General features: G+C 64.0%; 25 protein-coding genes. 12 read left to right on the top strand and 13 right to left on the bottom strand.

Features of this window, described 5'->3' with window-relative positions; translation table 11 throughout:
* Positions 1 to 18: 18 nt before the first annotated feature.
* The 10 genes from ABW043_RS08070 to ABW043_RS08025 all read left to right on the top strand — a co-directional run bounded on the left by ABW043_RS08070 (position 19) and on the right by ABW043_RS08025 (position 8,586).
* Complete coding sequence (locus ABW043_RS08070; RefSeq protein WP_353920706.1) at positions 19 to 240, top strand: hypothetical protein; 222 nt, start codon at positions 19 to 21, stop codon at positions 238 to 240.
* Positions 237 to 836, top strand: a complete 600-nt coding sequence (locus ABW043_RS08065) for an RBBP9/YdeN family alpha/beta hydrolase (RefSeq protein ID WP_353920705.1) — start codon at positions 237 to 239, stop codon at positions 834 to 836. Before ABW043_RS08070 ends, ABW043_RS08065 begins: the two co-directional genes overlap by 4 nt.
* Positions 837 to 923: 87 nt before the next feature.
* Entirely contained in the window at positions 924 to 2,276 is a 1,353-nt protein-coding gene (locus ABW043_RS08060; protein WP_353920704.1) for an FAD/NAD(P)-binding protein, read from the top strand.
* A gap of 207 nt (positions 2,277 to 2,483) precedes the next feature.
* On the top strand, positions 2,484 to 3,329 hold the full coding sequence (cysT, locus tag ABW043_RS08055; protein ID WP_353920703.1) for a sulfate ABC transporter permease subunit CysT: 846 nt from the start codon (positions 2,484 to 2,486) through the stop codon (positions 3,327 to 3,329).
* Positions 3,313 to 4,188, top strand: coding sequence for a sulfate ABC transporter permease subunit CysW (cysW, locus tag ABW043_RS08050; RefSeq protein WP_353920702.1), 876 nt, complete (start codon positions 3,313 to 3,315; stop codon positions 4,186 to 4,188). Before cysT ends, cysW begins: the two co-directional genes overlap by 17 nt.
* Before the next feature lie 11 nt (positions 4,189 to 4,199).
* On the top strand, positions 4,200 to 5,234 hold the full coding sequence (locus ABW043_RS08045) for a sulfate/molybdate ABC transporter ATP-binding protein (RefSeq protein ID WP_353920701.1): 1,035 nt from the start codon (positions 4,200 to 4,202) through the stop codon (positions 5,232 to 5,234).
* Positions 5,235 to 5,252: 18 nt separating this feature from the next.
* A complete protein-coding gene (locus ABW043_RS08040; RefSeq protein ID WP_353920700.1) occupies positions 5,253 to 5,681 on the top strand; it encodes an RrF2 family transcriptional regulator in 429 nt (142 codons plus the stop codon).
* A 196-nt stretch (positions 5,682 to 5,877) separates the two neighbouring features.
* On the top strand, positions 5,878 to 6,903 hold the full coding sequence (gene exbB, locus ABW043_RS08035; RefSeq protein ID WP_353920699.1) for a tonB-system energizer ExbB: 1,026 nt from the start codon (positions 5,878 to 5,880) through the stop codon (positions 6,901 to 6,903).
* Positions 6,904 to 6,907: 4 nt separating this feature from the next.
* Positions 6,908 to 7,372, top strand: a complete 465-nt coding sequence (gene exbD / locus ABW043_RS08030; protein WP_353920698.1) for a TonB system transport protein ExbD — start codon at positions 6,908 to 6,910, stop codon at positions 7,370 to 7,372.
* Positions 7,369 to 8,586, top strand: a complete 1,218-nt coding sequence (locus ABW043_RS08025; protein ID WP_353920697.1) for an energy transducer TonB — start codon at positions 7,369 to 7,371, stop codon at positions 8,584 to 8,586. Before exbD ends, ABW043_RS08025 begins: the two co-directional genes overlap by 4 nt.
* Here ABW043_RS08025 and ABW043_RS08020 read toward each other — a convergent pair.
* The 13 genes from ABW043_RS08020 to ABW043_RS07960 all read right to left on the bottom strand — a co-directional run bounded on the left by ABW043_RS08020 (position 8,583) and on the right by ABW043_RS07960 (position 21,291).
* On the bottom strand, positions 8,583 to 9,299 hold the full coding sequence (locus ABW043_RS08020) for an ABC transporter ATP-binding protein (RefSeq protein WP_353920696.1): 717 nt from the start codon (positions 9,297 to 9,299) through the stop codon (positions 8,583 to 8,585). The genes ABW043_RS08025 and ABW043_RS08020 overlap by 4 nt on opposite strands.
* Positions 9,278 to 10,075: an ABC transporter permease gene (locus ABW043_RS08015; protein ID WP_353920695.1), complete on the bottom strand. Its 798-nt coding sequence runs from the start codon at positions 10,073 to 10,075 to the stop codon at positions 9,278 to 9,280. The genes ABW043_RS08020 and ABW043_RS08015 overlap by 22 nt, the downstream gene beginning before the upstream one ends.
* Positions 10,054 to 11,034, bottom strand: coding sequence for an ABC transporter substrate-binding protein (locus tag ABW043_RS08010; RefSeq protein ID WP_353920694.1), 981 nt, complete (start codon positions 11,032 to 11,034; stop codon positions 10,054 to 10,056). The genes ABW043_RS08015 and ABW043_RS08010 overlap by 22 nt, the downstream gene beginning before the upstream one ends.
* A gap of 14 nt (positions 11,035 to 11,048) precedes the next feature.
* Positions 11,049 to 12,344: a PQQ-dependent sugar dehydrogenase gene (locus ABW043_RS08005; protein ID WP_353920693.1), complete on the bottom strand. Its 1,296-nt coding sequence runs from the start codon at positions 12,342 to 12,344 to the stop codon at positions 11,049 to 11,051.
* 143 nt (positions 12,345 to 12,487) lie between these two features.
* Positions 12,488 to 13,447: an ABC transporter substrate-binding protein gene (locus ABW043_RS08000; protein ID WP_353920692.1), complete on the bottom strand. Its 960-nt coding sequence runs from the start codon at positions 13,445 to 13,447 to the stop codon at positions 12,488 to 12,490.
* A 23-nt stretch (positions 13,448 to 13,470) separates the two neighbouring features.
* On the bottom strand, positions 13,471 to 14,436 hold the full coding sequence (locus tag ABW043_RS07995; RefSeq protein ID WP_353920691.1) for an ABC transporter substrate-binding protein: 966 nt from the start codon (positions 14,434 to 14,436) through the stop codon (positions 13,471 to 13,473).
* Positions 14,437 to 14,438: 2 nt separating this feature from the next.
* The gene (locus ABW043_RS07990; RefSeq protein WP_353920690.1) at positions 14,439 to 15,401 is read right to left on the bottom strand and encodes an ABC transporter substrate-binding protein; all 963 of its coding nucleotides are present in this window, start codon (positions 15,399 to 15,401) and stop codon (positions 14,439 to 14,441) included.
* Between the two features lie 75 nt (positions 15,402 to 15,476).
* On the bottom strand, positions 15,477 to 16,379 hold the full coding sequence (locus tag ABW043_RS07985) for a sucrase ferredoxin (RefSeq protein ID WP_353920689.1): 903 nt from the start codon (positions 16,377 to 16,379) through the stop codon (positions 15,477 to 15,479).
* A complete protein-coding gene (locus ABW043_RS07980; RefSeq protein ID WP_353920688.1) occupies positions 16,379 to 17,356 on the bottom strand; it encodes an ABC transporter substrate-binding protein in 978 nt (325 codons plus the stop codon). The genes ABW043_RS07985 and ABW043_RS07980 overlap by 1 nt, the downstream gene beginning before the upstream one ends.
* Positions 17,357 to 17,388: 32 nt before the next feature.
* Positions 17,389 to 18,357, bottom strand: coding sequence for an ABC transporter substrate-binding protein (locus ABW043_RS07975; protein ID WP_353920687.1), 969 nt, complete (start codon positions 18,355 to 18,357; stop codon positions 17,389 to 17,391).
* A gap of 14 nt (positions 18,358 to 18,371) precedes the next feature.
* Positions 18,372 to 19,433, bottom strand: a complete 1,062-nt coding sequence (locus tag ABW043_RS07970) for a FecCD family ABC transporter permease (protein ID WP_353920686.1) — start codon at positions 19,431 to 19,433, stop codon at positions 18,372 to 18,374.
* Positions 19,433 to 20,455: a FecCD family ABC transporter permease gene (locus ABW043_RS07965; protein WP_353920685.1), complete on the bottom strand. Its 1,023-nt coding sequence runs from the start codon at positions 20,453 to 20,455 to the stop codon at positions 19,433 to 19,435. Before ABW043_RS07965 ends, ABW043_RS07970 begins: the two co-directional genes overlap by 1 nt.
* Positions 20,452 to 21,291, bottom strand: a complete 840-nt coding sequence (locus tag ABW043_RS07960) for an ABC transporter ATP-binding protein (RefSeq protein ID WP_353920684.1) — start codon at positions 21,289 to 21,291, stop codon at positions 20,452 to 20,454. The genes ABW043_RS07965 and ABW043_RS07960 overlap by 4 nt, the downstream gene beginning before the upstream one ends.
* A gap of 168 nt (positions 21,292 to 21,459) precedes the next feature.
* Between ABW043_RS07960 and ABW043_RS07955 the strand changes: the two genes are divergently transcribed.
* Both ABW043_RS07955 and ABW043_RS07950 read left to right on the top strand, forming a co-directional pair.
* Positions 21,460 to 21,780, top strand: coding sequence for a hypothetical protein (locus ABW043_RS07955; RefSeq protein WP_353920683.1), 321 nt, complete (start codon positions 21,460 to 21,462; stop codon positions 21,778 to 21,780).
* A 78-nt stretch (positions 21,781 to 21,858) separates the two neighbouring features.
* Positions 21,859 to 22,110 (top strand): GlsB/YeaQ/YmgE family stress response membrane protein, encoded by a 252-nt coding sequence (locus tag ABW043_RS07950; protein WP_035084186.1) that lies wholly within the window; start codon positions 21,859 to 21,861, stop codon positions 22,108 to 22,110.
* Positions 22,111 to 22,130 lie beyond the last annotated feature (20 nt).

Raw genomic sequence — 22,130 nt, 5'->3', positions numbered from 1 at the left:
GATACTTCGGAGGACAGAATGGTGCATTTCTTCGGTATTTTCAGTCCCGGCCCCCTGGCCAGGAACAGCGCGGAAGAGGCGCCCGCCAAGGCAAATTTCTTTGGTGGCCTGACCGAGCGCGCTGACGATGCGGCATTGAGCCCGCTTGAACAGGACGCCATCTACCTCGCCGGCAAGGCGCCGGAACCCGAGCCGCGCAGTTTTTGGGATGCCCGCCACGAAGGGATCCCGGAGCAATGACTCGGCCGGTCCTTATCGTCCCCGGCCTCAACGGGTCAGGCGAAGGGCACTGGCAGCGTTACTGGCTCGAGGACTTCGAAGAGGCGCAACTGGTCGAGCAGGTCGACTGGACCAACCCGGAAGCGGCCCGCTGGCAGGAACGTCTCGAAGAGGCCGTTCTGGCAAATCCGGGTGCCATCATCGTGGCGCATAGTCTGGGGACCATACTTGTGGCGCGGCTTGCGGGTAGTCCGGTTGCCTCGCTGGTTGGTGGTGCCTTGCTGGTCGCGCCGGCTGATATCGAGCGCACGTCGGCGCTGCATGCGCGGACTTATGAATTCGGTCGCATTCCGACGGACCCGTTGCCCTTTCCGGCGCAGGTCGTGGCCAGTCGTGACGATATCTACATGACGCTCGACAAGGCAATCTCGCTTGCCAAGAGCTGGCAGGCGCCGCTGTTCGACGCCGGCTATGTGGGCCACATCAACGTGGCAAGCGGCTTTGGGCGGTGGGCAGAGGGTTATGAACTGGCCCGGCAGGTTGCCGAGCAGGCGGATCGCTGGCAAGAGCGGTCCCGGCGGGCGGAGCCCGTCCAAGCGCAATTGCGCTCATTCTAGCATGCCCCGGCTATTCGGGCGGGGCGCCGGGATTGTGTTCCGGCACCAAATATTGACGGCGCATTGCGCATAACCGGGAGGGTTGCGATGACCGCCACAGGCTCAACAGGCAAATCCATTGTTATCATCGGCGGCGGGGCAAGCGGCGTTTTGCTGGCCGCTCACCTGCTGCGCAGTCCCGATCCCGATCTGCGCGTTACCCTGCTCGAAAGGCAGGGGCGGTTCGGGCAGGGGCTCGCCTATTCGGCGTTGGCGCGAAACCATCGCGTCAATGTGCCGGCGCGTGGCATGAGCGCCTTTGCTGATGATCCCGAGCATTTCTGGCGCTGGCTGCAGCGGCGCGAGCCGGGCAAGCACGGTTCGTCCTGGACCTTTGTGCCGCGGCGGCTCTATGGCGCCTATCTTGAAGATGTGCTGCGCGAGGCCGGCGAACATATGCCGGGACGGCTGCTGGTGCGCTCGGAAGAGGCCGTGGCGCTGCATGAAACGCCGAATGGCGTCGAGACGGTGCTGGCCAATGGAACGAGTATTGTTTCTCAGTGGGCTGCGTTGGCGGTGGGTCATGAAACCCAGCCGGCGCGGGGCAGGGGTATTGCCGTTCGTGCGGGCTCAGAGCGGGATACGCCGCTCGACCCGGATGCGGCGGTGATGATTCTCGGCTCGGGTCTCAGCATGGTCGATGCCTGGGTGTCCCTTGCCGAAGCCAAGCATCGTGGACCCATTACCGTTGTTTCGCGCAATGGGCTGCTGCCCAAGGCGCACAAGGATGTGGCGCCCATCGCCATTGATGCGGCTGACGTGCCGTTTGGCACGAGTCTGACCTATCTCGCGCGCTGGTTCCGCGACATTGTGCGCGATGTTGAAGCCAAAGGTGGCGACTGGCGCAGCGTCGTCGATGGGCTGCGACCGTTCAACCAGCGCCTGTGGGGCAGTTGGCCGCTGCGGGAAAAACGCCAGTTCCTGCGTCATGTGCGCCCGTGGTGGAACATTCACCGCCATCGTTTGCCGCCAGATCTCTATGCGGGACTGGCGCGAGCGGTTGAGATCGGCCAGGTCGATCTCGTGGCCGGCGAGTTCGTCGGCATCGAGCGGGTGGGAAATGTGGTGCGGGCAACCGTCCGTCCCCGCGGCACCGAACGCCGGGAGGTGATCGATGTGGCGCGGGTCTATGATTGCGGCGGTGTGTCGGTCGATGTGCGCGCCAGCGCCAATCCGCTGATCCGGCAATTGGTGCAATCGGGGGCGGCGCGGCCCGACGAAATGCATATCGGTCTCGACGTCGACGCCAATTGCGCGGTGGTTGCTTCCGAGGGGCGCGTATCGCAGCGCGTGCGCGTTGTGGGGCCCCTGACGAGAGGGCGATATTTCGAGATCGAGGCCGTTCCGGACATCCGTCTCCAATGTGCCGGAATAGCGAACTCTTTGCTCGCCGCGCACTGAGTTTGTGACGAAACGAAATCGAGTTCGCCCGACTCCCTATCCGGTGGAACGAATTTCTATCATTCGATAGAATGTTGTCCGGGCCTCGCCTTGCGAAACCCTACTCCGTGGCTAGAGTTAGGCGGAAATTTCGGGCCCCCACATGATCCGACCAAAACTGCACCAACCCGGATGCCTCGTGAGCGCATCCCTGCTGGAGAAAGCCGCATGAGTAGGTTCGGCCGCTTTCGCCAACCGAGTGTCATTCCAGGCTTCGGGCTGACCTTTGGATTCACCCTTGCCTACTTTTCGCTGATCATCCTCGTGCCATTGGTTGCCCTGGTGCTGCGCTCGGCCGGTCTTGGCTGGGGCGGGTTCTGGGCTGCGGCGCTCGATCCGCGTGTTGTCGCTTCGTTGCGCACCAGTTTTGTCACGGCGCTGATCGCGGCGGGGATCAATGTGGTCTTCGGCACGCTGATCGCCTGGGTGCTGGTGCGCTATCGCTTTCCCGGCCGGCGCATTTTCGATGCCATGGTCGATCTGCCATTCGCGCTGCCGACGGCTGTGGCCGGCATTGCGCTGACGGCGATTTATGCGCCCAACGGCATTGTCGGGCAGTTCGCGGCGCAATTGGGTTGGCGCATTGCCTACACCCCGGTCGGCATCACCATCGCCATGATCTTCATCGGCCTGCCTTTCGTGGTGCGGACGATCCAGCCGATCCTCGAAGAGGTCAGCAAAGAAGTGGAAGAGGCCTCGGCAACGCTGGGCGCCAATCGCTTCCAGACCATTTCGCGGGTGCTGCTCCCCTCTCTCGCGCCGGCCATCATGACTGGCTTCGCGCTCGCCTTTGCCCGGGCAGTGGGGGAATACGGCTCGGTGATCTTCATTGCCGGCAATATTCCCTTCGTTTCGGAAATCGCGCCGCTGCTGATCGTCATCCGGCTTGAAGAATTCAACTATGCCGGGGCGGCGGTGATCGCCACGGTGATGCTGGCGATTTCCTTCGTGATGCTCTTCGTCATCAACCTCATTCAGGCCTGGAGCCGCCGGAGATATGGCTATGGCAGCTAATTCGCGTGTCCGTCGCCTGACTTCGCCGACCAATGAGCCGGTCTATGTCCGCTGGATATTGATCATCGTTGGCCTGTTGTTCATGGCCCTGTTTCTGGTGCTGCCGGTGGTGGCGGTGTTCTCCGAAGCGCTTCGGCAGGGGATCGGGGTCTATTTCCAGTCCCTAATGCAGCCTGACGCTCTTTCAGCCATAAGGCTGACGCTGCTGGTGGCGGCCATTGCCGTGCCGCTCAATGTGGTGTTCGGCGTTGCCGCGTCCTGGGCGATCGCCAAGTTCGAGTTCAAGGGTAAGGCGTTTCTGACCACGCTCATCGACCTGCCGTTTTCGGTGTCGCCGGTGATTTCGGGTTTGGTCTATGTGTTGCTGTTCGGGTCGGGCAGCGTGCTCGGGCCCTGGCTGCGGTCCTACAATATCGAGATCCTCTTTGCCGTGCCGGGCATCGTGCTCGCGACGATCTTCGTGACCTTTCCCTTCGTGGCGCGCGAACTTATTCCGCTGATGCAGGATCAGGGCTCGGGCGACGAAGAGGCGGCTCTGTCGCTTGGTGCTTCCGGCTGGCAGACGTTTTGGCGCGTGACCCTGCCCAATATCAAATGGGGCCTGCTCTATGGCGTGCTGCTGTGCAATGCGCGCGCCATGGGTGAATTCGGCGCCGTTGCCGTGGTTTCGGGCAAGATCCGCGGCCAGACCACGACCATGCCGTTGCAGGTCGAAATGTTCTACAATGAATATCAGAGCACGGCGGCCTTCGCGCTGGCCTCGCTCCTCGCCTTGCTGGCGCTCGTCACCCTGGTTCTCAAAACAGCGCTGGAATGGCGGTTCGGCGACGAACTCGCTGCCACCGGTCGCGGCCACTAACTGGAATAGAGATGGAAGTACGCGTTCAAAACGTCCGCAAGGAATTCGACCGGTTTCCGGCGCTCCACGATGTGTCGCTGGATATCGCCTCGGGCGAACTCATTGCGCTGCTTGGCCCATCGGGCTCGGGCAAGACCACGCTGCTGCGCCTGATTGCCGGTCTCGAGCGGCCGACGGCGGGCAGGATTTTCTTCGGCGATGAGGACGCCTCGGAAAAGAGCGTGCAGGAACGCAATATCGGTTTCGTGTTCCAGCACTATGCACTCTTCCGGCACATGACGATCCTTGAGAACGTCTCGTTCGGCCTCGAAGTCCGGCCGCGTTCGAACCGCCCGCCCAAGGCAGAAATTCGGCGGCGGGCGCGCGAATTGCTCGATCTGGTGCAGCTTTCGGGTCTCGAAAAGCGCTATCCGAGCCAGCTTTCCGGTGGCCAGCGGCAGCGCGTGGCGTTGGCCCGCGCGCTTGCCATCGAGCCGCGCGTGCTGTTGCTCGACGAGCCCTTTGGCGCGCTTGACGCCCAGGTGCGTCGCGAACTGCGCAAGTGGCTGCGCGAAATTCACGATCGCACCGGTCACACCACGGTTTTCGTGACCCATGACCAGGAGGAAGCGCTCGAACTGGCTGACCGGCTCTGCGTGATGAGCCAGGGCAAGATCGAGCAGGTCGGCACGCCGGATACGGTATACGACCAGCCGCAATCGCCCTTCGTTTTTGGGTTTATCGGCGAATCGAGCGTGCTGCCGGTGAACATCGAGCGCGGCGACATCTGGCTGGGTGACCGGCCGGTTGGCATTTCCTCGCCTGGGGCCACGGGGACAGCGCGCCTCTTCTTCCGTCCGCACGATATCGAACTGGTCGAAGGTGACGCGGCTCTCTCGGGCGTCGTTGCCAGCAGCCGCCGCGTCGGTGGCACGCGTCGCGTAGAGCTCGATATTGGCGGGGCGGCACATCGGGTAGAGATCGATCTTCCTTTCGATCATCCGGCCGGCGAGCGGAGTCAGATCAGCTTCCGTCCGAAACGCTGGAAGCTGTTTCCAGCAGCATAGGTTCTCCAGGAGCGCGCGGTGATATCCCAGAAGGCCCGCTACGCGCTTCGTGCCCTGCTTGCGCTTGCGCGGGTGGGGCCAGGCCATACGCTGATGACCAGCGAGATCGCGGCCGAGCAGAAGATACCGAAGAAATTCCTCGAGCAGATCCTGCTTCAGCTCAAGGGCAATGGCATTGTGCGCAGCCATCGCGGGCGCACCGGGGGCTATGAGCTGATCCGGCCTGCCGAAGAGGTGATGTTCGGCGAGGTTTTGCGGCTCATCGACGGGCCGATTGCGCTTTTGCCCTGCCTCTCGATCGTTGCCTACCGGCGATGCGAGGATTGCCGCTCGGAGGAAAGCTGCGAGTTGCGGCACGTGTTTTCGCGGGTGGCGCTGGCCTCGCGCGATGTGCTCGACAAGACCAGTCTTGCGGCGGCCCTGGCGGCTCCTGAACTGCTTGCCTGACCGTTGGCAATCGCGCGCGGTGCAAAACGTTGCGCGATCCGTTCAATCATCTTGCCGTTTTCTTGACAATAAACATCATCTTTAATAGGTGAGCGGCATTGAGCTTCTGCATATGCCGCGCCCGATGGGCGGTCGCCTGGATCAGTTGATCCGGCGCCCGGTTGACAGCAGGTGCTGTGTCAAGGGTAGTGTCCTCATGGCTGATCGTCTGCACCGCAACAGAAGCGCGCTTTACGCTGTCGCTGGCCTTCTCCTCATTTCTGGCCTCGCCCTACCGGTCGCGGCCCAGGAGACTGCGCCTGTAGAGGATGCCGTTCCGGCGGTGACTGCTCCGGCGACGCCGACTTTGGCGCCGGTCGTGACCCCGGAGGTTGCACCGGCACCGAGTGCAGGGGCGGCGCCCGAAGCAGCAGATCCAACGACGTCTGCCCCTGCCACGGGAACGGCCATTGAACCGGTCGTGACGCCAGCGGCGGAGTCGGATTTGCCTATGGTTGAGACGGGCCTTGCCGGGCATGACCTGTCGCCCTGGGGCATGTTCATGGCGGCGGACTATGTCGTGAAGAGCGTCATGATCGGCCTGCTGACTGCGTCGCTCGTCACGCTGATCATCTGGGTGGCCAAGAGCATGCAGCTTTCCGGCGCTCGTCGCCGCGCTTACAAGGCGCTGCGCGAGGTGCTGAAGGCAGACAGTCTCGAGAGCGTCGCGGCCGTGATGTCTACCCGCCGTGGCCTCGGCGCCATGCTGGTCAAGGCGGCGGCCGAAGAAGTGGAAATGTCGCGCGATCTCGTTGGTCTGGTCGATCCCAGCGGCATCAAGGAGCGCGTGTCCTCTCGCCTCAGCCGCATCGAAGTGGCCGCGGGCCGCAAGATTTCGCAGAGCCTTGGCATTCTCGCGTCCGTCGGGTCGGTGGGGCCGTTTGTGGGTCTCTTCGGCACCGTCTGGGGCATCATGAACGCCTTTGTGGGCATTGCGGAAACGCAGACGACCAATCTTGCCGTCGTGGCGCCGGGCATTGCCGAGGCGCTGCTTGCAACGGCCTTCGGCCTCGTGGCCGCTATTCCGGCCGTGGTGATCTACAATGCCTTTGCCCGTTCGGTGACTGGCTATCGCCAGGTTCTGGCCGATGTTTCGGCTGGTATCGAGCGCCTCGTGAGCCGTGACCTCGATCGTTCGGCTCTCGCCATTGCGCGCGGCCCGACCGCCCTCGCGGCGGAGTAGGGGCATGGCCGGTCGGATCAAGGAAGGCGCGGGCGAGGAGCTCGAGGTCAATCACGAGATCAATGTGACGCCGTTCATCGACGTCATGCTGGTCCTGCTCATCATCTTCATGGTGGCGGCGCCGCTGGCGACGGTTGATATCAATGTCGACCTGCCGGTTTCCAACGCCACGCCGGCGCCGCGGCCGGAAGAGCCGCTTTTCGTTACGCTCAAGGAAGACCTTAGCCTTGCCATTGGCAATGACACGGTGGACCGTGAAGCCATTGGCGCGTCTCTCGATCAGGTGACGGAAAGCGATCGCGAAACGCGCGTGTTTCTGCGGGCCGATGCGGCCGTGGCTTATGGCGACCTGATGGAGGCGATGAACCTGCTGCGTTCGTCCGGCTATGTGCGGATTGCGCTGGTGGGCCTTGAATCGGCGAATGCCGTGGCCGTGCCGAGCGGCCAGGACGCTCAGGCCGCAGAATGAACAGGGCAGGCGACAGTTTTGTCGCGGAAGACTTTTTGCGCGCCAAGAAGGGCGACGTCGCCCTTTGGACGACGGCGAGCCTGCTGGTGATTGCCGGGCTGGTGGGCGGCTACTGGGCCTATCAGACCTATATGCCGGTCGCCGCTGCGGCCGGTCCCCCGCCCGGGGCGATGGTTGTGGAATTCGCCGAATTCGCCGTGTCGCCGGTGACCGAGGAACTCGACGTTCCCGAGGGCGAGCTTTCGGCTGCCTCCGAGGCGACGCCGCCAAGCGAAGCCGAGCCTGACCCGGAAGCCGAGCCCATCGAGGAGCCGGAACCGGTTGTCGAGCCGCCGCCGGAGGTTGAGCCCGAAGAGGTTACCGAGCCGGAAGAGGTGGTCGAGCCTGAAGAGGTCGTTGAGACGGCCGAGGCCGAAGTTGAACCGCCGCCGGAGCCGGAGGTTGAGCCTGAGCCTCTGCCCGAAACCGAGCCCGAGCCAGCACCAGAGCCTGAGCCTGCGGTCGTGCCGGAACCGGTCGAGCCGATCATCGATGTGCCCGAAGTTGAGGTGCCGGAGCCGGCCGTGGTGATCCAGCGGCAGATGGCTACGGTCGAGCGGCCAGAACCCGAGCCTGAGCCGGAACCGGTTGTCGAACCGGAAGAGATCGTCGAGCCACCGCTTCCAGAACCGGAGCCGGTGCCGGAACCTGTGCCCGAAGAGCCGGTGGTCGAGCCTGTCGATCCGAACCTGCCCGTGCCGGTGACCATGTCGCCGCGTATCGCGGAGACGCGCGCCAATACGCCGGAAACCAAGTTCACGCCGCCGCCGCGCCGGACCCCGCCACCTCAGCAGGCCGCGTCGCAGGCCTCGGCACCCAAGCCGCAGGAGCAGCAGGCGCAACAGGCCGCCGCACCGCAGCAGACAGCCAGCGCTGAGCCGAGTGGTTCACAGGTGAATCGCTGGGAATCCAGCGTGCTGCGTCATCTCGGCCAGCGCCGCAAATATCCGGCTGATGCCAGGGCGCGCGGCGAAGAAGGCCGCGTCATTGTGCAGTTCACGATCGACGGGGCAGGCAATGTCCAGTCGGTGAGCATCGCCCGTTCCAGCGGCTTTGCTGCGCTCGATCAGGCGGCGCGCGATCTCGTCTATGCCAGCTCGCCCGTGCCGCGCCCGCCAGACGGTTTGCCGCGGGCCCGGCTGACTATCGGCATGCCGATCGATTACGAGCGCTAGGTCGTGCCTTCGATAAGCTGGCGATAACCGTCGAGCGTGTCCCGGTCGCGTTGGTCGCGGGGCTGGGGGAGTGCCAGGTCGGCGGCGATGCGGGCGGGTGTGTCGGATAGAACCAGCACGCGATCGGCAAGGCGGGCAGCGTCTTCTGCCATGTGGGTGACGAGGATCATTGTCGGTCTGTCGGATGCGGCGACTGAGGCGATCAGGCCGTACATTTCTTCGACGAGCGCGCGGTCGAGCGAGACGAAGGGCTCGTCGAGGAGGAGCAAGCCGGAATTGAGGGCCAGTGCGCGGGCGAGCGCGGCGCGACGCTGCATGCCGCCAGAGAGCTGGTGCGGGTAGAGGTTTGCGTGGTTGGCGAGTCCAGTTCGGCCGAGGGCGGCCATGGCCGTTTCCGTGCTCACGCCCTTGCCGGCGGTTCGGACATTGTCTGATGTTGTCAGCCAGGGCAGCAGGCGCGGGTCCTGGAAGAGGAAGCCGGGCGGGGCGGCCTGGGCGGCTGGTTGGCCGTTGATGGTCACATGGCCGGAGAAATCGCGGTCTATGCCAGCGATGATGCGCAGGAGCGTTGATTTGCCGATGCCGGATGGACCGAGGATGGCGGTGACGCTGCCGGGCGCGATCTCGGTTTTGAAGCCGGAGAGGGTGGGGGCGGCGCTGCCGGCGTAGCGTTTTTCGTCGATGGAGATGATCAGGCCTGGACCGGTCGCCATTGCAGCACCCTCCGTTCGATGGGGCGCAGCACGCCGTATTCAATGGCGAGGACGACGAGGATGAAGGCCGCGGTGTAGGCGAGGATGCCGGTGATGTCGAAGAACTGGAAGAAGAGACTGACGCGGTAGCCGACACCGCCGTCGCTGCCCAGGACTTCGAAGACGAGGACGATTTTCCAGATCAGGGAGAGGCCGGTTCGCGCGGCGGCGAGGACGAAGGGCATAAGCTGAGGCAGGAAGACGAGACGCAATCGTTTCGCTGTCGGCCAGCGCATGGCTTGGGCGAGTTCGTCAAATTCGGGGGCAAAGCTGCGCACGCCTTCGCGGATCGTGGTGGCGACCAGCGGCACCTTGTTGATGACGACGGCGAGGATTAGCGCGGTTTCGGTGAGGCCGAGCCAGATATAGAGAGCGATGGCGACGACAATGGCGGGCAGGTTGAGGCCGACGAGGAGCCAACTGGAGAACAGGCGATCGAGCCAGGCTTTGCGACCCAGAAGGATGCCGAGGGCGGTGCCGATCAGCATTGCGAGAATGAAGGCGAGGCTGGCGCGCCAGAGTGTTTTGCCCAGATCTGCGAGGAGTTTTCCTTCCGTCGCGAGGCGCAGCATTTCCTGGCCCACGGCGACGGGCGAGGGAAAGAGCCTATGCGCCAGCACCATGGCGAGGACTTGCCAGACCAGCAGCAGGATCGGGAACGACAGGAGTTCGAGCAGCGGCAGGGCGCGTTGACGCCCTGCGCGTGGCGGTTCGCCTATTTGCGGTAGCCCGGCCAAAATGTCCCCGGCAACAGTTCTTGGCCTTCACCTACGACCTCACTGCCGCCGAAGCGGGCGAGGAGGGCAAAGGTCTGTTCGGCGGCGTCCGTGTCCTCAGGATTGTAGGAGGAGACGATGCCGGCGCGATAGTCGTCGCGAAGCTGCTCGAAGAGCGCGGCGTTGTCCTCGGCGCCCATCAGGCCCTTGAGGTTTTCCCAGGCAGCGTTATCGGTGAGCAACACCTCTTTGGCGGCGAAGGAGGTGTCGAGGAAGCGGACCACAGCGTCGTGCTTGGTTTCGGCGGTTGCTTCCGTAAAGGTCCAGCCCAGCAGTGGCGGTGGATCGGCGACGCCGAGTTCGGCCAGCATGGTTTTTACCGAGAGCAGTTCGTGCATGCCGGCAGCCTTGGCGCGAGCGTTCCATTGCCAGAAATTGAGGCCGGCATCGACGCCGCCATTGCTCAGCAACTCATTGACGAGCGGCGGAGCGCCGTAGCGGGCTTCTGCGATTTCCGGCAAAGTCTTGCCGGTCTTGCTGGCGAAATAGGCCTGAAGGATGACCCAGCTCTTGTCGGCGGGGCCGCCGGCAACGCCGATGGTCTTGCCTTCGAGCCCCGTTACGTCGGCAATGGCGCTCTCGGCCGGGACCATGAGGCCGCCGACGGTCAGGGAATGCGGAACCATGGTGACGAGGTTGCCGTCATTGCGCTGGGCGGCGACCCAGACGAAGTCGGAGAGGATGACGTCGACAGCTCCGGCCTGCAGGGCGATCTGCCCGGCGCGGCTATCGGCCAGGGGACGGACCTCTAGATTGAGGCCGTGGGCGGTGTCGAGACCGAGCGATTTGATGGTCTCGATTTCCCACTGCACGGTGCCGCTTTCCTGCACGCCGATGGTCAGCGTGAGGGGCTCCTGGGCAAGCGCGACAGATGAAGCGGCGAGGGCAAGGAGCCCTGCGCCGAGAGTTTTTGCCAGCATGGTCAAGTCCGGTCTCAGGCGCCCGTAACGCGCCAGATCACGTCGCCGACGTCGTCGGCCATGAGCAGGGCCTTGTCGGCTGCGACAGCGACGCCGACCGGACGACCGAAGGAGTACTTTTCATCGGCCGAGAGGAAGTCGGTGAGGATGTCTCGCGGCAGGCCCACAGGCTTGCCGTTTTCGAAGGCGACGAAGGTGAGCTTGTAGCCGCTCAACTTGCTGCGGTTCCAGGAGCCGTGTTGGCCGATGGCCATGCCGGCGGGGAAGCCGGGCAGAGTGCCTTCGGGGACCCAGGAGAGACCGAGCGAGGCTGTGTGGCCGCCAAGGGCGAAGTCCGGGTGGTCTTGCTTGGAGGCGGGGTGAGCGGTGCTCTGCGGCACGCGATCATCGACGACGCCCCAATAGGAATAGGGCCAGCCATAAAAGCCGCCATCGCGGACTGAGGTCAGGTAATCGGGCGGGGTTTCATCGCCGAGACCGTCGCGCTCGTTGACGACGGTCCAGAGCACGTCGGTGGTCGGCTCCCAGGCCATGCCCACGGCATTGCGTAGGCCGGCGCCATAGATGCGCGACTTGCCGGTGGTGATGTCGTATTCGTGGATGCAGGCGCGGTTTTCTTCGGCTGCAATGCCGGCATCGCCGATATTGGTCAGCGAACCGACGGCGACGTAGATCTTGGTGCCGTCCTTGCTGGCGATGAGATTGCGCGTCCAGTGGCCGCCGGGGACGAGGTCCATCAGCTTCTTGCCGGGCGTGGTGATCTTTGTCGCTGCGGGATCGTAGGGATAGGCCAGTAGGGCATCGCTGGCGCCGACATAGAGCGTCGAGCCGATGAGCACCATGCCATAGGGCTGGCGGACGTTTTCGATATAGTCGTGGCGGATTTCGGCGGTGCCATCGCCATCGGCATCGCGCAGCAGGGTTACGCGATTGGGGCTGGTGCCCGAGGCGCGGGCGCGCTGCATGGTGGCCGACATGGCGTGGTCGAAGAGCGAGCTGGGCTTGCCCGATTCACCCATGGATTCGGCGATCAGCACGTCACCATTGGGCAGCACATAGATCTGGCGCGGATGATCGAGGCCTTTGGCGAAGGCATTGACCTTGAGGCCTGCAGCGGCGGTCGGCTTGTGATTGCCTTCCCAGCCCTTGGCGGTCGGCATTTTCAGCGTCGGGATGCTGCCCTGTGCCTTGGGTGCCGGGATGTCGGGCTTGGAGCCATAGACCGGGGACTTGTTTTCGCCGCCATGACGGAGCGTCACGGCTACGGCGCCGATGGCGGCAACGATCTGGGCGAAAATGGAATTGCTCATCGCGGCATCTCGAATGACATGTATGGAACGGAAGCGGGCCATCTTCTTATCACGCTGTCAGTTCTGCGAAAGCCGGAATCCCTGACTTAAAACGTTCATCCCCGCTTTCGCGGGGATGAGGTGGACAGACGTTTTTTTTGCGCTTAGCGCGGCATGGGCACGAAGTCGCGGCCCGAGATATTCGAGATCAGCATGTAGCTGATGGCGCCCAGTGCGTAGTAGGACGCGGCCGAGGCTTCCTCGCGCGGGATGACGATGAGCTGGTTCTCGCGGCAGGCGTGGAGGAACTCGCAGAAGTTGGGCATGGCGGTTTCGAGCGCGCCGATGGCATCGGCCGGGGTCTGCAAAGTGTCGGTGCGGTAGGTCGCAAAGACGAAATCGGCGTCGAATTCGGGCAGGGTTTCGGCGCTGAATTCGGCGCTTTCGCCCACCGGGATCTCTTCGATCTTGGCCGGGAAGGTGAAGCCGGCATCGCGGAGAACCTTACCCAGCGTGCCGTAGGTGTGCTCGATATAGAGTTTGCCGTCATTGGCCTGGATCACGCTGGCGCTGATCGAGCCGGTGTCGATCAAGCGCTTGATCTGGGCGATCTGCCCTTCGTACCGGGTCTTGAGCACGGCAAGGCGATCTTCGGTGCCGGTCAATTCGGCCAGAACATCGAAAATCGCGAAGGCGCCGCGTCCGTTGTCATCGAGAACGACCGTCGGGGCGATGGCCTGCAACTGCTCGACTTCGGCGGTCTGCCAGGGTGTGGTGAGGATCAGGTCGGGCTCAAGGGCGGCGACGGCCTCCACATCAGCGGGCAGGTTGCCGACGAACTTGATTTCGGAATTGTCGAAATCGACGCCGGTGAGAACCTTGCTCGAGCGGATGAAGGGCGTGCCGTCGGGTGTGGTGCGGCCGTGGCTGCCGAGCGGGAAAACGCCCAGTTCGATCAGCGGAACGGTCAGCGAAAGATCGTGCAGCGAGACGATGCGCAGCGGCCTGGTGGGGATTTCCACTGTGCGGCCGGCATCGTCGGTGAAGCTGCGGGTTTCCTGCGCGGAGACGGCGGTGAGCCCGGCAAGGGCCAGGATGCCGGCGGCAATCAGCTGTTTGAACATGGGCGTTTCCCTGCGGTTGGAGCTTACTCGGCCAGCGCGTCGAGGTTGCGACCGGAAATGGCGGCGAGAACGGCCGAAGCCATCATGCCGGCGGCGGTGTAGGAGCGGGCGACGGCGTCTTCGCGCGGAACCAGCACGAAGCGTTCGCCGGAACAGGCCGTGAGGAACTGGCAGAAACTGGGCGTCACTGTTTCGATATCTGAGATGGCATCCTGCGGGCTCTGGCCGCGCGAGGGGTCGTAGGTGAGGAACATGAAGTCGGCGTCGAAAGCGGGCAGTTCTTCGCCAGAGAAAAAAGTGCGCTCGGTGCCTTCGAGGCCATCGATCACGGCGGGGAAGGTGAAGCCGGCATCGCGCAGAACCTTGCCGATGACGCCATAGGTGTGCCAGGCGGCGATCTGGCCTTCCTGGGTCAGGATGATCGAAGCGGAGATATTCCGGTCGCCGATAACGGCCTTCACCTGATCGACCTGCTCCTGATAGCGAGACTTGAGGATCGCCAGCTTGTCCTGGGTATTGGTCAGCTCGGCGATGTCCTCGAAGGTGGCGAGTTCGCCGCGCACATTGTCTTCGACGAAGACAGTCGGGGCGATGACTTCGAGCTGCTCGGCCGTGGCTTCCTGGAAGCTCGAGGTGATGATCAGGTCGGGTTCGAGCGCCGCGATGGCTTCGAGATCGGCGGGCGAGCCGCCGACATTGACGATATCGGAATTCTCAAAGGTAACGCCGGTCAGCGTGGCGGCGCCGCGCATGAACGGGCCCGCCTCGCCGTTGCGGCCGAAGGCGCCGACCGGAATGATGCCAAGTTCGACCAGCGGGACGGTGAGCGAGCTGTCGTGGAGGGTGACGACGCGCTTGGGTGCAACGGGGACTTCGACGGTGCGGCCGGCATCATCGGTGTAGGGGCGGGTTTCCTGCGCGAAGGCGGGGACGGCGAGCACGGCGATGAGGGGCAGTGCGGCGAGGGTGACGATGAGTTTGGTGCGCATGATTATTCCGATGCTGCGAGCGGCGTGAAGTTGCGGCCGGCAATGCCGGCATGGACGGTCGCGATCGCCAGATCCATGGCGTTGTAGGAGACGGTAAAAGCCTCGTCGCGCGGCAAGAAAAGGACTTGGTCGTTGCGGCAGGCAGAGAGGAAATCGCACCAGCCGGGCAGGGCTGCTTCCATATCGGCGCGAGCCGTTTCGGGCGTGTCGCCCTGGTCGTTGCGGTAGGTGATGATGATGAAATCGGCATCGAGTTCGGGAACGCGCTCGGCCGAGACAGTGGCTTGCACGCCGAGTTCTTCGGCCAGTGGCGTCATCTTGAAGCCGACCTTGGCCAGCACATGGCCCAGCGAGCCATAGGTGGGCATGAAATTGCTGAGGATGCCGCCATCTTCGCCGCCGTGGAGGATGGACACGGTGATGTCGCCGGCATTGGGCACCGCTTGCTTGAGCGACGCGATTTGCCATTCGAGGCGGCTTTCTAGAGCGTTGAATTCGTCGGTTGCGCCAACCGCGTCGGCCAGTACGCGGAACTGGTCGGTGCCGGTGCGGTTGAAGCGGTCGAGAGTGATGGTGGGGGCGATGAGGTTGTATTGACGCAGCATGGCCTCATCGGACGAGCTGGTAATAATCAAGTCCGGCGTAATCGCCGAAATGGCCTCGAAATCCTCTTCGTCGACGTAAGTGATGTCGGAATTGTCGAAATCAACGCCGACCAGTGACATGCCACTGCGGAGGTAAATGGAGCCATCGGCGCGCATGCGGCCGCTGCTGGCAATGGGGGGGACGCCAAGTTCGAGAAGGGGAATGGTCAGGCCAACATCGTGGAGCGTCACGATGCGCTTCGGTGCCACCGGGATTTCGGTCGTGCCGGTATCGTGGGTGAAGGGGCGCGTTTCCTGGGCAGCGAGGGGCAGGGCGGCCATCATGACGAAGGCTAGCGCGACTGCGATTGGTTTGATCATTCAATAACTCCAAGGCTTCCCGGTGGGCGGGGGGTGGTCGAGACGGGGCCTGAAACTCTGTGGTCCGGGCGCGTGTCAGTGCTGCGGGGTGACCTCGTCGAGGCACCAGCGGAGCGTCATTTCACCGCCGCCTTTGGCGACGACGCCGCAATTGCCCTGGATCATGAAATCCTGGGCATGCATGCGGATGGAGAGGCGGGCACCCGGCAGCGCGGCCTCCAGGGTGAGTTCGTCGCCTTCGTTGACATGCTCGGGAATGGCGCCATCGAGCGAGACGGCGTCGAGACGGAAGCCATTTTCGGCGGCCCAACGGAGCGCAGCCAATTCGGCAACCTGGGCCGGCTCGGAGGCGTCGGAGCGGCCCTTGTAGGTGGGGAGATAGACTTCGCTCTTGCCTATGGCGTCGAGGAAGCCTTCGGCGTGTTCGGCCGTCATGCGGCCATATCGCTGGCGCTGGGGCATGACGACGAGCGAGGCGGCAAAGCGGCAGCCGCCGATATGGGTGGCCTGGACGACGTTGAAGTGTTGGGGATCGGCGAGCTTGACCAGGGCTTTGTAGGTAGAGAAGCCGTGGCGGGCGCAGCAGGCGTCGCGGCGGCTATCGGTGCAGCAGATGATGGTTGGGCGGGTGTCAGGCGTGCCCGCAAACACCTTGCCACCGACATAGTCGCGGATGGCTGCGATCAGTTCGGCCTCGTCGGAAAAGTCGGCATAGACATTTTCCGGCAGGGCGTGGAGCGTCGGCAGGCTGCCTTCGGCTTCGACCTTGTCGACCAGCGCCACATGCAGTTTGGCGTGGGCGGCTTCATGCAGCGTTTGTGAGAGTTCGGGCGACATGTCGACCGATTCCCAGCGCGGCGTCCGCCATTTGCCGCGTGGCCAGGCGAGCATAAGGACGCGCTTCGGCGCATCACCAGTGCCGGCCAGCGGCTCGCCGCGTTCGAGGCAGAGATCGGTGCAGAAGACGTGCTTGCCCATTACTTTGCTTCTTCAAACGGGACGAAGGAGCGGCCGGCGACGTGGGTCTCGACCAGATCGAGGGCGAGGTCGAGGCCGGCCATGGTGCTGCCGAACGTGGGGCCGGGCAGCAGGACCATTTGGCCTTTCTGACAGGCAGTGAGCGCCTGGCACCAGCCGGGCGCGAATTTTTCGTAGGCAGCGCGGACGGCTTCGGGTGTGGCGTCGGGTTGCTGGCGATAAAAGCCGAAGATGAAATCGGCATCGAGGTCCTGGATCAGCTCGGCGCTCCACGAGGCCTGGGTGGCTTCGAGCGCGGACACGGCTGCGGGCTGGGCGAAATTGAGATCGGACAGCACCTGGGCGATGGCGCCGAGATTGGCGCGGTAAACCCAGAGTTCCTCGCCGGCCGGGAACATGAAGGTCATGGTCGCGGAGATGGCCGAGGTATCGCCGATGTAGGATTTGGTGCGTTCGACATTGTCGAGATAGCGCTGGTACCGGGCCTCGAAATTGCCGGCCTGACCGCTGACATCGGCGAGGGTGCGGAGGGTTTCGACAAGGCCGAGGGCGCCATTGTCGACCACGAGGGTCGGCGCGATGGCCTGAAGCTGCTCCACGACGGCCGGGTCGGTATAGGTGCCGCCGATGATGAGGTCGGGCTGCAGCGCAGCGATGGCTTCGAGGTCGAGGGCGTTGAACTGGCCGACATATTCGATGTCGGTGTTCGAATAGTCGATGCCCAACGTGTCCATGCCGCCGCGGAGGAAGGTCTTGCCATCGGCATCGACGCGACCGGCGCTGCCGACCAGGGCGGCGCCAAGCTCATAGAGGGGCAGGGCGACGATCTGGTCGTTGAGCGCGACAATGCGCTGTGGGGCGACGGGAATGTCGAACGTGCCGTTGGCAGCGGTGACCGAGCGGGTTTCCTGCGCCAGAGCCGGGAAGGCCAGGCCGAGCGCCAGGGTGAGGACTGCGAAAGCGGTGCGGAAGATCATCGGGATAGTCTCCACGGGAGTTCGGAACGGAATTACTGGAGGTCGCCTTCGACCGTAGTTGCCGGGTCGCCATCGGCGGCGGCTTCGAGCAGCGGCACGAGGAAATCGACGGCAACCGGGATGGAGAGAAGTTCCTGCCGGGCGATGGCTGCGAGGTGCTCATCGGTGAGGAAGATTTCGCCGCCCCTGGCGCCCGCCTGGAGGAAGGGGCGGGCCGGGTAGTCGAGCGATTCCTGCAGGGCTGCGGAACCGCCGTACCAGACGAGAACGTCGGCATCGATCGGCTCGATGAGTTCGGGCGAAACGAGGTTGAAGAAGGCGGTTTCGGTAATGTCGTCGAGTGCGGTCGGCGTCACGAAGCCGAATTCGTTGAGGAACTTGGCGCGGATATCGAGCTTGTTGAAGGCACTGAATTCGCCTTCGACGATGCGGCCGACCACGGCAGTTTTGCCGGCCCATTCGGGGTGGGTTTCGCGGACTTCGGCGAAGCGGGCATGGATGGCGTCGATCTGCCGCTGCGCTTCGGCTTCTGCGCCAAGGGCGCGGGCGGCGATCAGGGCGCGCTGGTCCCAAGCCAATTCGTAGTCGCCCAGGCCGCTGGGGATCGCCACGACCGGCGCGATGAGGCTGAGCTTGGCATAGAGGTCTTCATCGATGCCGGAGGCGAGGGCGATGATGACGTCGGGATTGGTCGAGGCGACCAGTTCCGGATCGATGTCGCCGGTAAAGACTACAGGTTCGGTGGTGAGGAGCGATTGGCCCCAGGGGGGCGTCGTGGAGGGGAACTTGTCGCGCCATTCGCGCACGATGACGGGGCTGACGCCGAGCTTGAGCAGGTTGCCGATGCCACCATAATCGAGGCTGGCGACGCGCTCGGGCTTGGTTTCGATGACTGTCGTTCCGAACTTGTGCTCGATGGTCACCGGGAATTCTTGGGCCATGACCGGTGTGACGATGGCGAGTGCCAGGAAGGCGGTGAGCAGGCTTGAACGAAACGACATGAAATCCTCCAAGATCAATGCGATGCGCTGGATCGGCTGCGCACCATCAACACGATGAAGAGCGGAACGCCGATGAGGGCGGTGAGCAAGCCCGCGGGAATCTGAATGGGCGCGAAGGCGGCGCGGCCGACGAGATCGGCCAGCGAGACCAATACGGCACCCACCATGGCGGTGATCAGCAGGTTGAGGCCGATGCCGGCCGGGGCGATGCGGCGGGCGGCATGGGGCGCGATGAGACCGACGAAGCCGAGCGGGCCGACCACTGAGGTCGCAATTGCGGCGAGGGCTACGGCTATGGCGAGTTGCAGGTTGCGGATCAGTTTTACCCGGACGCCAAGGCTGATGGCTGAGGCTTCGCCCATGCGGGTGGCCGAGGAACTGCGGCTGATGGCGAGGAGGGCGGGGAGCAGCACGGCGCACCAGATGCCCAAAGTCCAGACATCGCTCCAGCCTGCGGCATTGATCGAGCCGGCGAGCCAGGAGAGCGCGGCCATGGCGCGGTCGATGTCGCCATAGGTCATCAGCGCCGAGGTGATCGACGAGATGAAGGTCGAAAGCCCAATGCCCATGAGGATGAAGCGAATGGCGCTGCCGCCCTGGCGGGTGTGGGACAGACCCTGGATGGCGAGGGCAACGAGGATGGCGCCGGCAAAGGCGGCCCAGGGGCGGAGGGCGCCGGAGACGTCGGGGAACACGACGGTCAGGGTGACGACCGCCAGGGCTGCGCCCTGGCTGACGCCGACCAGCGAGGGATCGGCAAGGCCGTTGCGGGTGGTGTTCTGCAGGGCCGCGCCGGAGAGGGCCATCATGGCGCCGACGAGGGCGGCGGCGAGGGTGCGCGGGAAGCGGAATTCCCAGACGACATTGTCGATGGCGCGGCTGATGCTCAGGCCGCGCAAGGTGTCGATCACCTCGTTGAGCGCGACGCCATAGGTGCCGGTGGCAAGGCTCACACAGCAGATGAGGAGAAGGACCAAAGCGAGCAGGGCCAGAGCGACGAGTGCGCGAACGGGCAGGCGCAGGGCGATGCGTTCGGACTTGCTGCGGAAAACCCAGTGGTGGGCGGGCGCCGACATCAGCGGGTCCTCCGGCGGACGAGCTGGATGAAAAGCGGCGCGCCGATCATGGCGGTGATGATGCCAGTGGAGATTTCGCGGGGCGGGATGGCGATGCGGGCGATGGTGTCGACGCCGAGGAGATAGACGGCACCGGCCAATGCTGCGTAGGGCACGATCCAGCGATAGTCGGAGCCGACATAGAGCCGGACGACATGGGGGATGACGAGACCGATGAAGCCGAGCGGACCGGCGAGGGCGACGGAGCAGGCGGTCAACACCACGACGACGGCCAGCAACTGCACCTTTAGCGCGCCGGTTTTTACGCCGAGGCCCTGGGCCACTTCATCGCCCATGGCGAGGACGGTAACGCGCGGGGCGAGCAGCACGCCGCCGATGAGGGCCAGCGCGATTGGCGGGCCGACATAGAAGAGAAGGGTGATATCGCGCCCGGCAAGACCGCCGGTGAGCCAGACGCGCAGGTTTTCAAAAGTGTCCTGATCGAGCAGGTGGACGACGGAAATAATGGCGCTGAGAAAGGCGCTGATGGCGGCGCCGGAGAGGGTCAGGCTGAGCGGGGTGGCGCCGCCGGGCACAAGGCGGGCGATGATGTAGACCACAAGCGCAGCCCCAAGCGCGCCGACCATGGCGATCCAGGGGATGAAAATCATGCTGGTGAGGCCCAAGACGCTCGTTGCGATCACCACGGCAAAGGCGGCGCCGGAGGTGAGGCCGAGCAAAGCGGGATCGGCCAGCGGGTTGCGGGTCACGCCTTGCATCAGCGCGCCGGCGAGGGAGAGGCTGGCGCCGACGATCACCGCCAATACCGCGCGGGGCAGGCGCAGGTTGCGGACGATGACGTGGTCGAAAGTAGTCTGGTCGAAGTTGAACAGCGCCTCGATGACGGTGCCGAGCGATAGCTGCTTGGCGCCGACGGCGATGTGCAGAAGGAAGGCGAGGGCGAGAATGCCGAGCAGCACGGGGACGCCGCTCCACGCCCGGACGGGATGCGTGCCGGCATTGGGGGCGGCCATCGTGCTCATTGCGCCGTCACGGAGGCAGCTTTGCGCATACGGGTTCCCGAGGGGACGCAAACCATGCGGCCGCTGTCGGGGTCGCGCAGCACCTTGGCGTCGAGACCAAAGACCTCCTTGAGCCGTGTCGCCGTGAAGATGTCGTCCGGCGTGCCTGCGGCGACGATCTGGCCTTGCTTCATCATCACCAGATAGTCGGCATAGGCGGCGGCGAGGCTGAGTTCGTGGAGGACGATGACGAGGGTACGGCCGCGCTGGTGCGCGAGGCCGGCAAGCAGGTCCATGAGGTCGACCTGCACCTTGAGGTCGAGGAAGGTGGTAGGTTCATCGAGCAGGATGAGGTCGGTTTCCTGGGCCAGTACCATGGCGACCCAGCAGCGTTGGCGCTGGCCGCCCGAGAGGGTATCGACGCTGCGATCGGCGAAGTCAGTAATGCCGGCGATATCCATGGCGCCATTGACGGCGTCTTCGTCGGCGCGGGTCCACTGGCGCAGCAGCGTCTGATGGGGGAAGCGGCCCTGCGCCACGAGTTCGCGCACGGTCAGCCCTTCGGGCGCGATCGGGCCCTGCGGCAGGAGGCCGAGCCTGGCGGCAACGCTCTTGGTGTCGAGGCGGTGGATATCCTTGCCGTCCAGCAGCACGCTGCCCTTGGAGGGGGCGAGAATGCGCGCCATGGTCTTGAGCAGAGTGGACTTTCCGCAGCCGTTGGGGCCGATGAGGATGGTGATCTCGCCAGTGGGAATCGCGAGGTCGACATTGTCGAGCACACTGGTGCCGCCATAGCCGACGCTCAGCCCGATGCCTTCCAATCGCAGCGTTCGCTGCGTCGTTGCACTGCCTGACACGGGCGTTCCTTATATGACTAGGATTGTCTGGTTTGCGTGTAGCAAAGCTGGGACGGGCATACAAGTCGCGGTCCTACGCGTTGGTACGGATGCATTTCGATGTGACTGCTACACGCCGGGTTTACCTCTGATTGTTAGGATCTTCGCGTATGGGGCGAGGAGGGTTCCATGATGCAGCCACTTGGTATGCTGGCTTTTGTCGGTGCTCTGGTGCTCGCAGGATGCAGTTCCGGAGAGGCGCCGTTGATTGCCGGAGGGCCGACGCCGACGCAGGCGATCGACGCGATGCTCAGCAATGCCCGTATTCTTGAGCGACAGCGCACGGCGATTGTCGAAGATCGGGTTAAGCTCGAAGCCACCGATTGTGCCAAACACCCCAATGGTGTCGTGACCTGTCGAGTGCGGCTTTATTCGATCGGTCGCGGCTGGTCGGCCCCGAGCATGGGGCGTTTTACCGAAACGGATGGACGCTGGGCCTTCGATTTCTAGGCACGCAACCGTTTCGTTCGATCCGCGTTAAATGAAGCGGCTCGGGTCGGGCCGCTTTTCAATCGTGGGGTTCACAATATGGGCGACGCAGGTATCGGCTGGATTGCAGCGATCATTATCGGTGGTCTGGCAGGTTGGATCGCATCCAACATCATGAAGACCAATACCGGGATTTTTCTCAACATCGTGCTCGGCATCGTCGGCGCGCTGATTGCCAGCTTCCTCTTTGGCATCATCGGCATCTCGTTTGGCGGCTGGCTCGGCTATCTGGTCGCGGGCCTGCTTGGCGCCTGTATCCTGATCGCCTTGGTGCGCGCCATTCGGCGATAGCGCAGAAATTCAAAACAAAA

Source organism: Devosia sp., assembly GCF_040509215.1.
Classification (GTDB): Bacteria; Pseudomonadota; Alphaproteobacteria; order Rhizobiales; family Devosiaceae; genus Devosia.
Note: the sequence above shows the minus strand (reverse complement) of the source record. Positions and strands in the feature narration are given on the sequence as shown.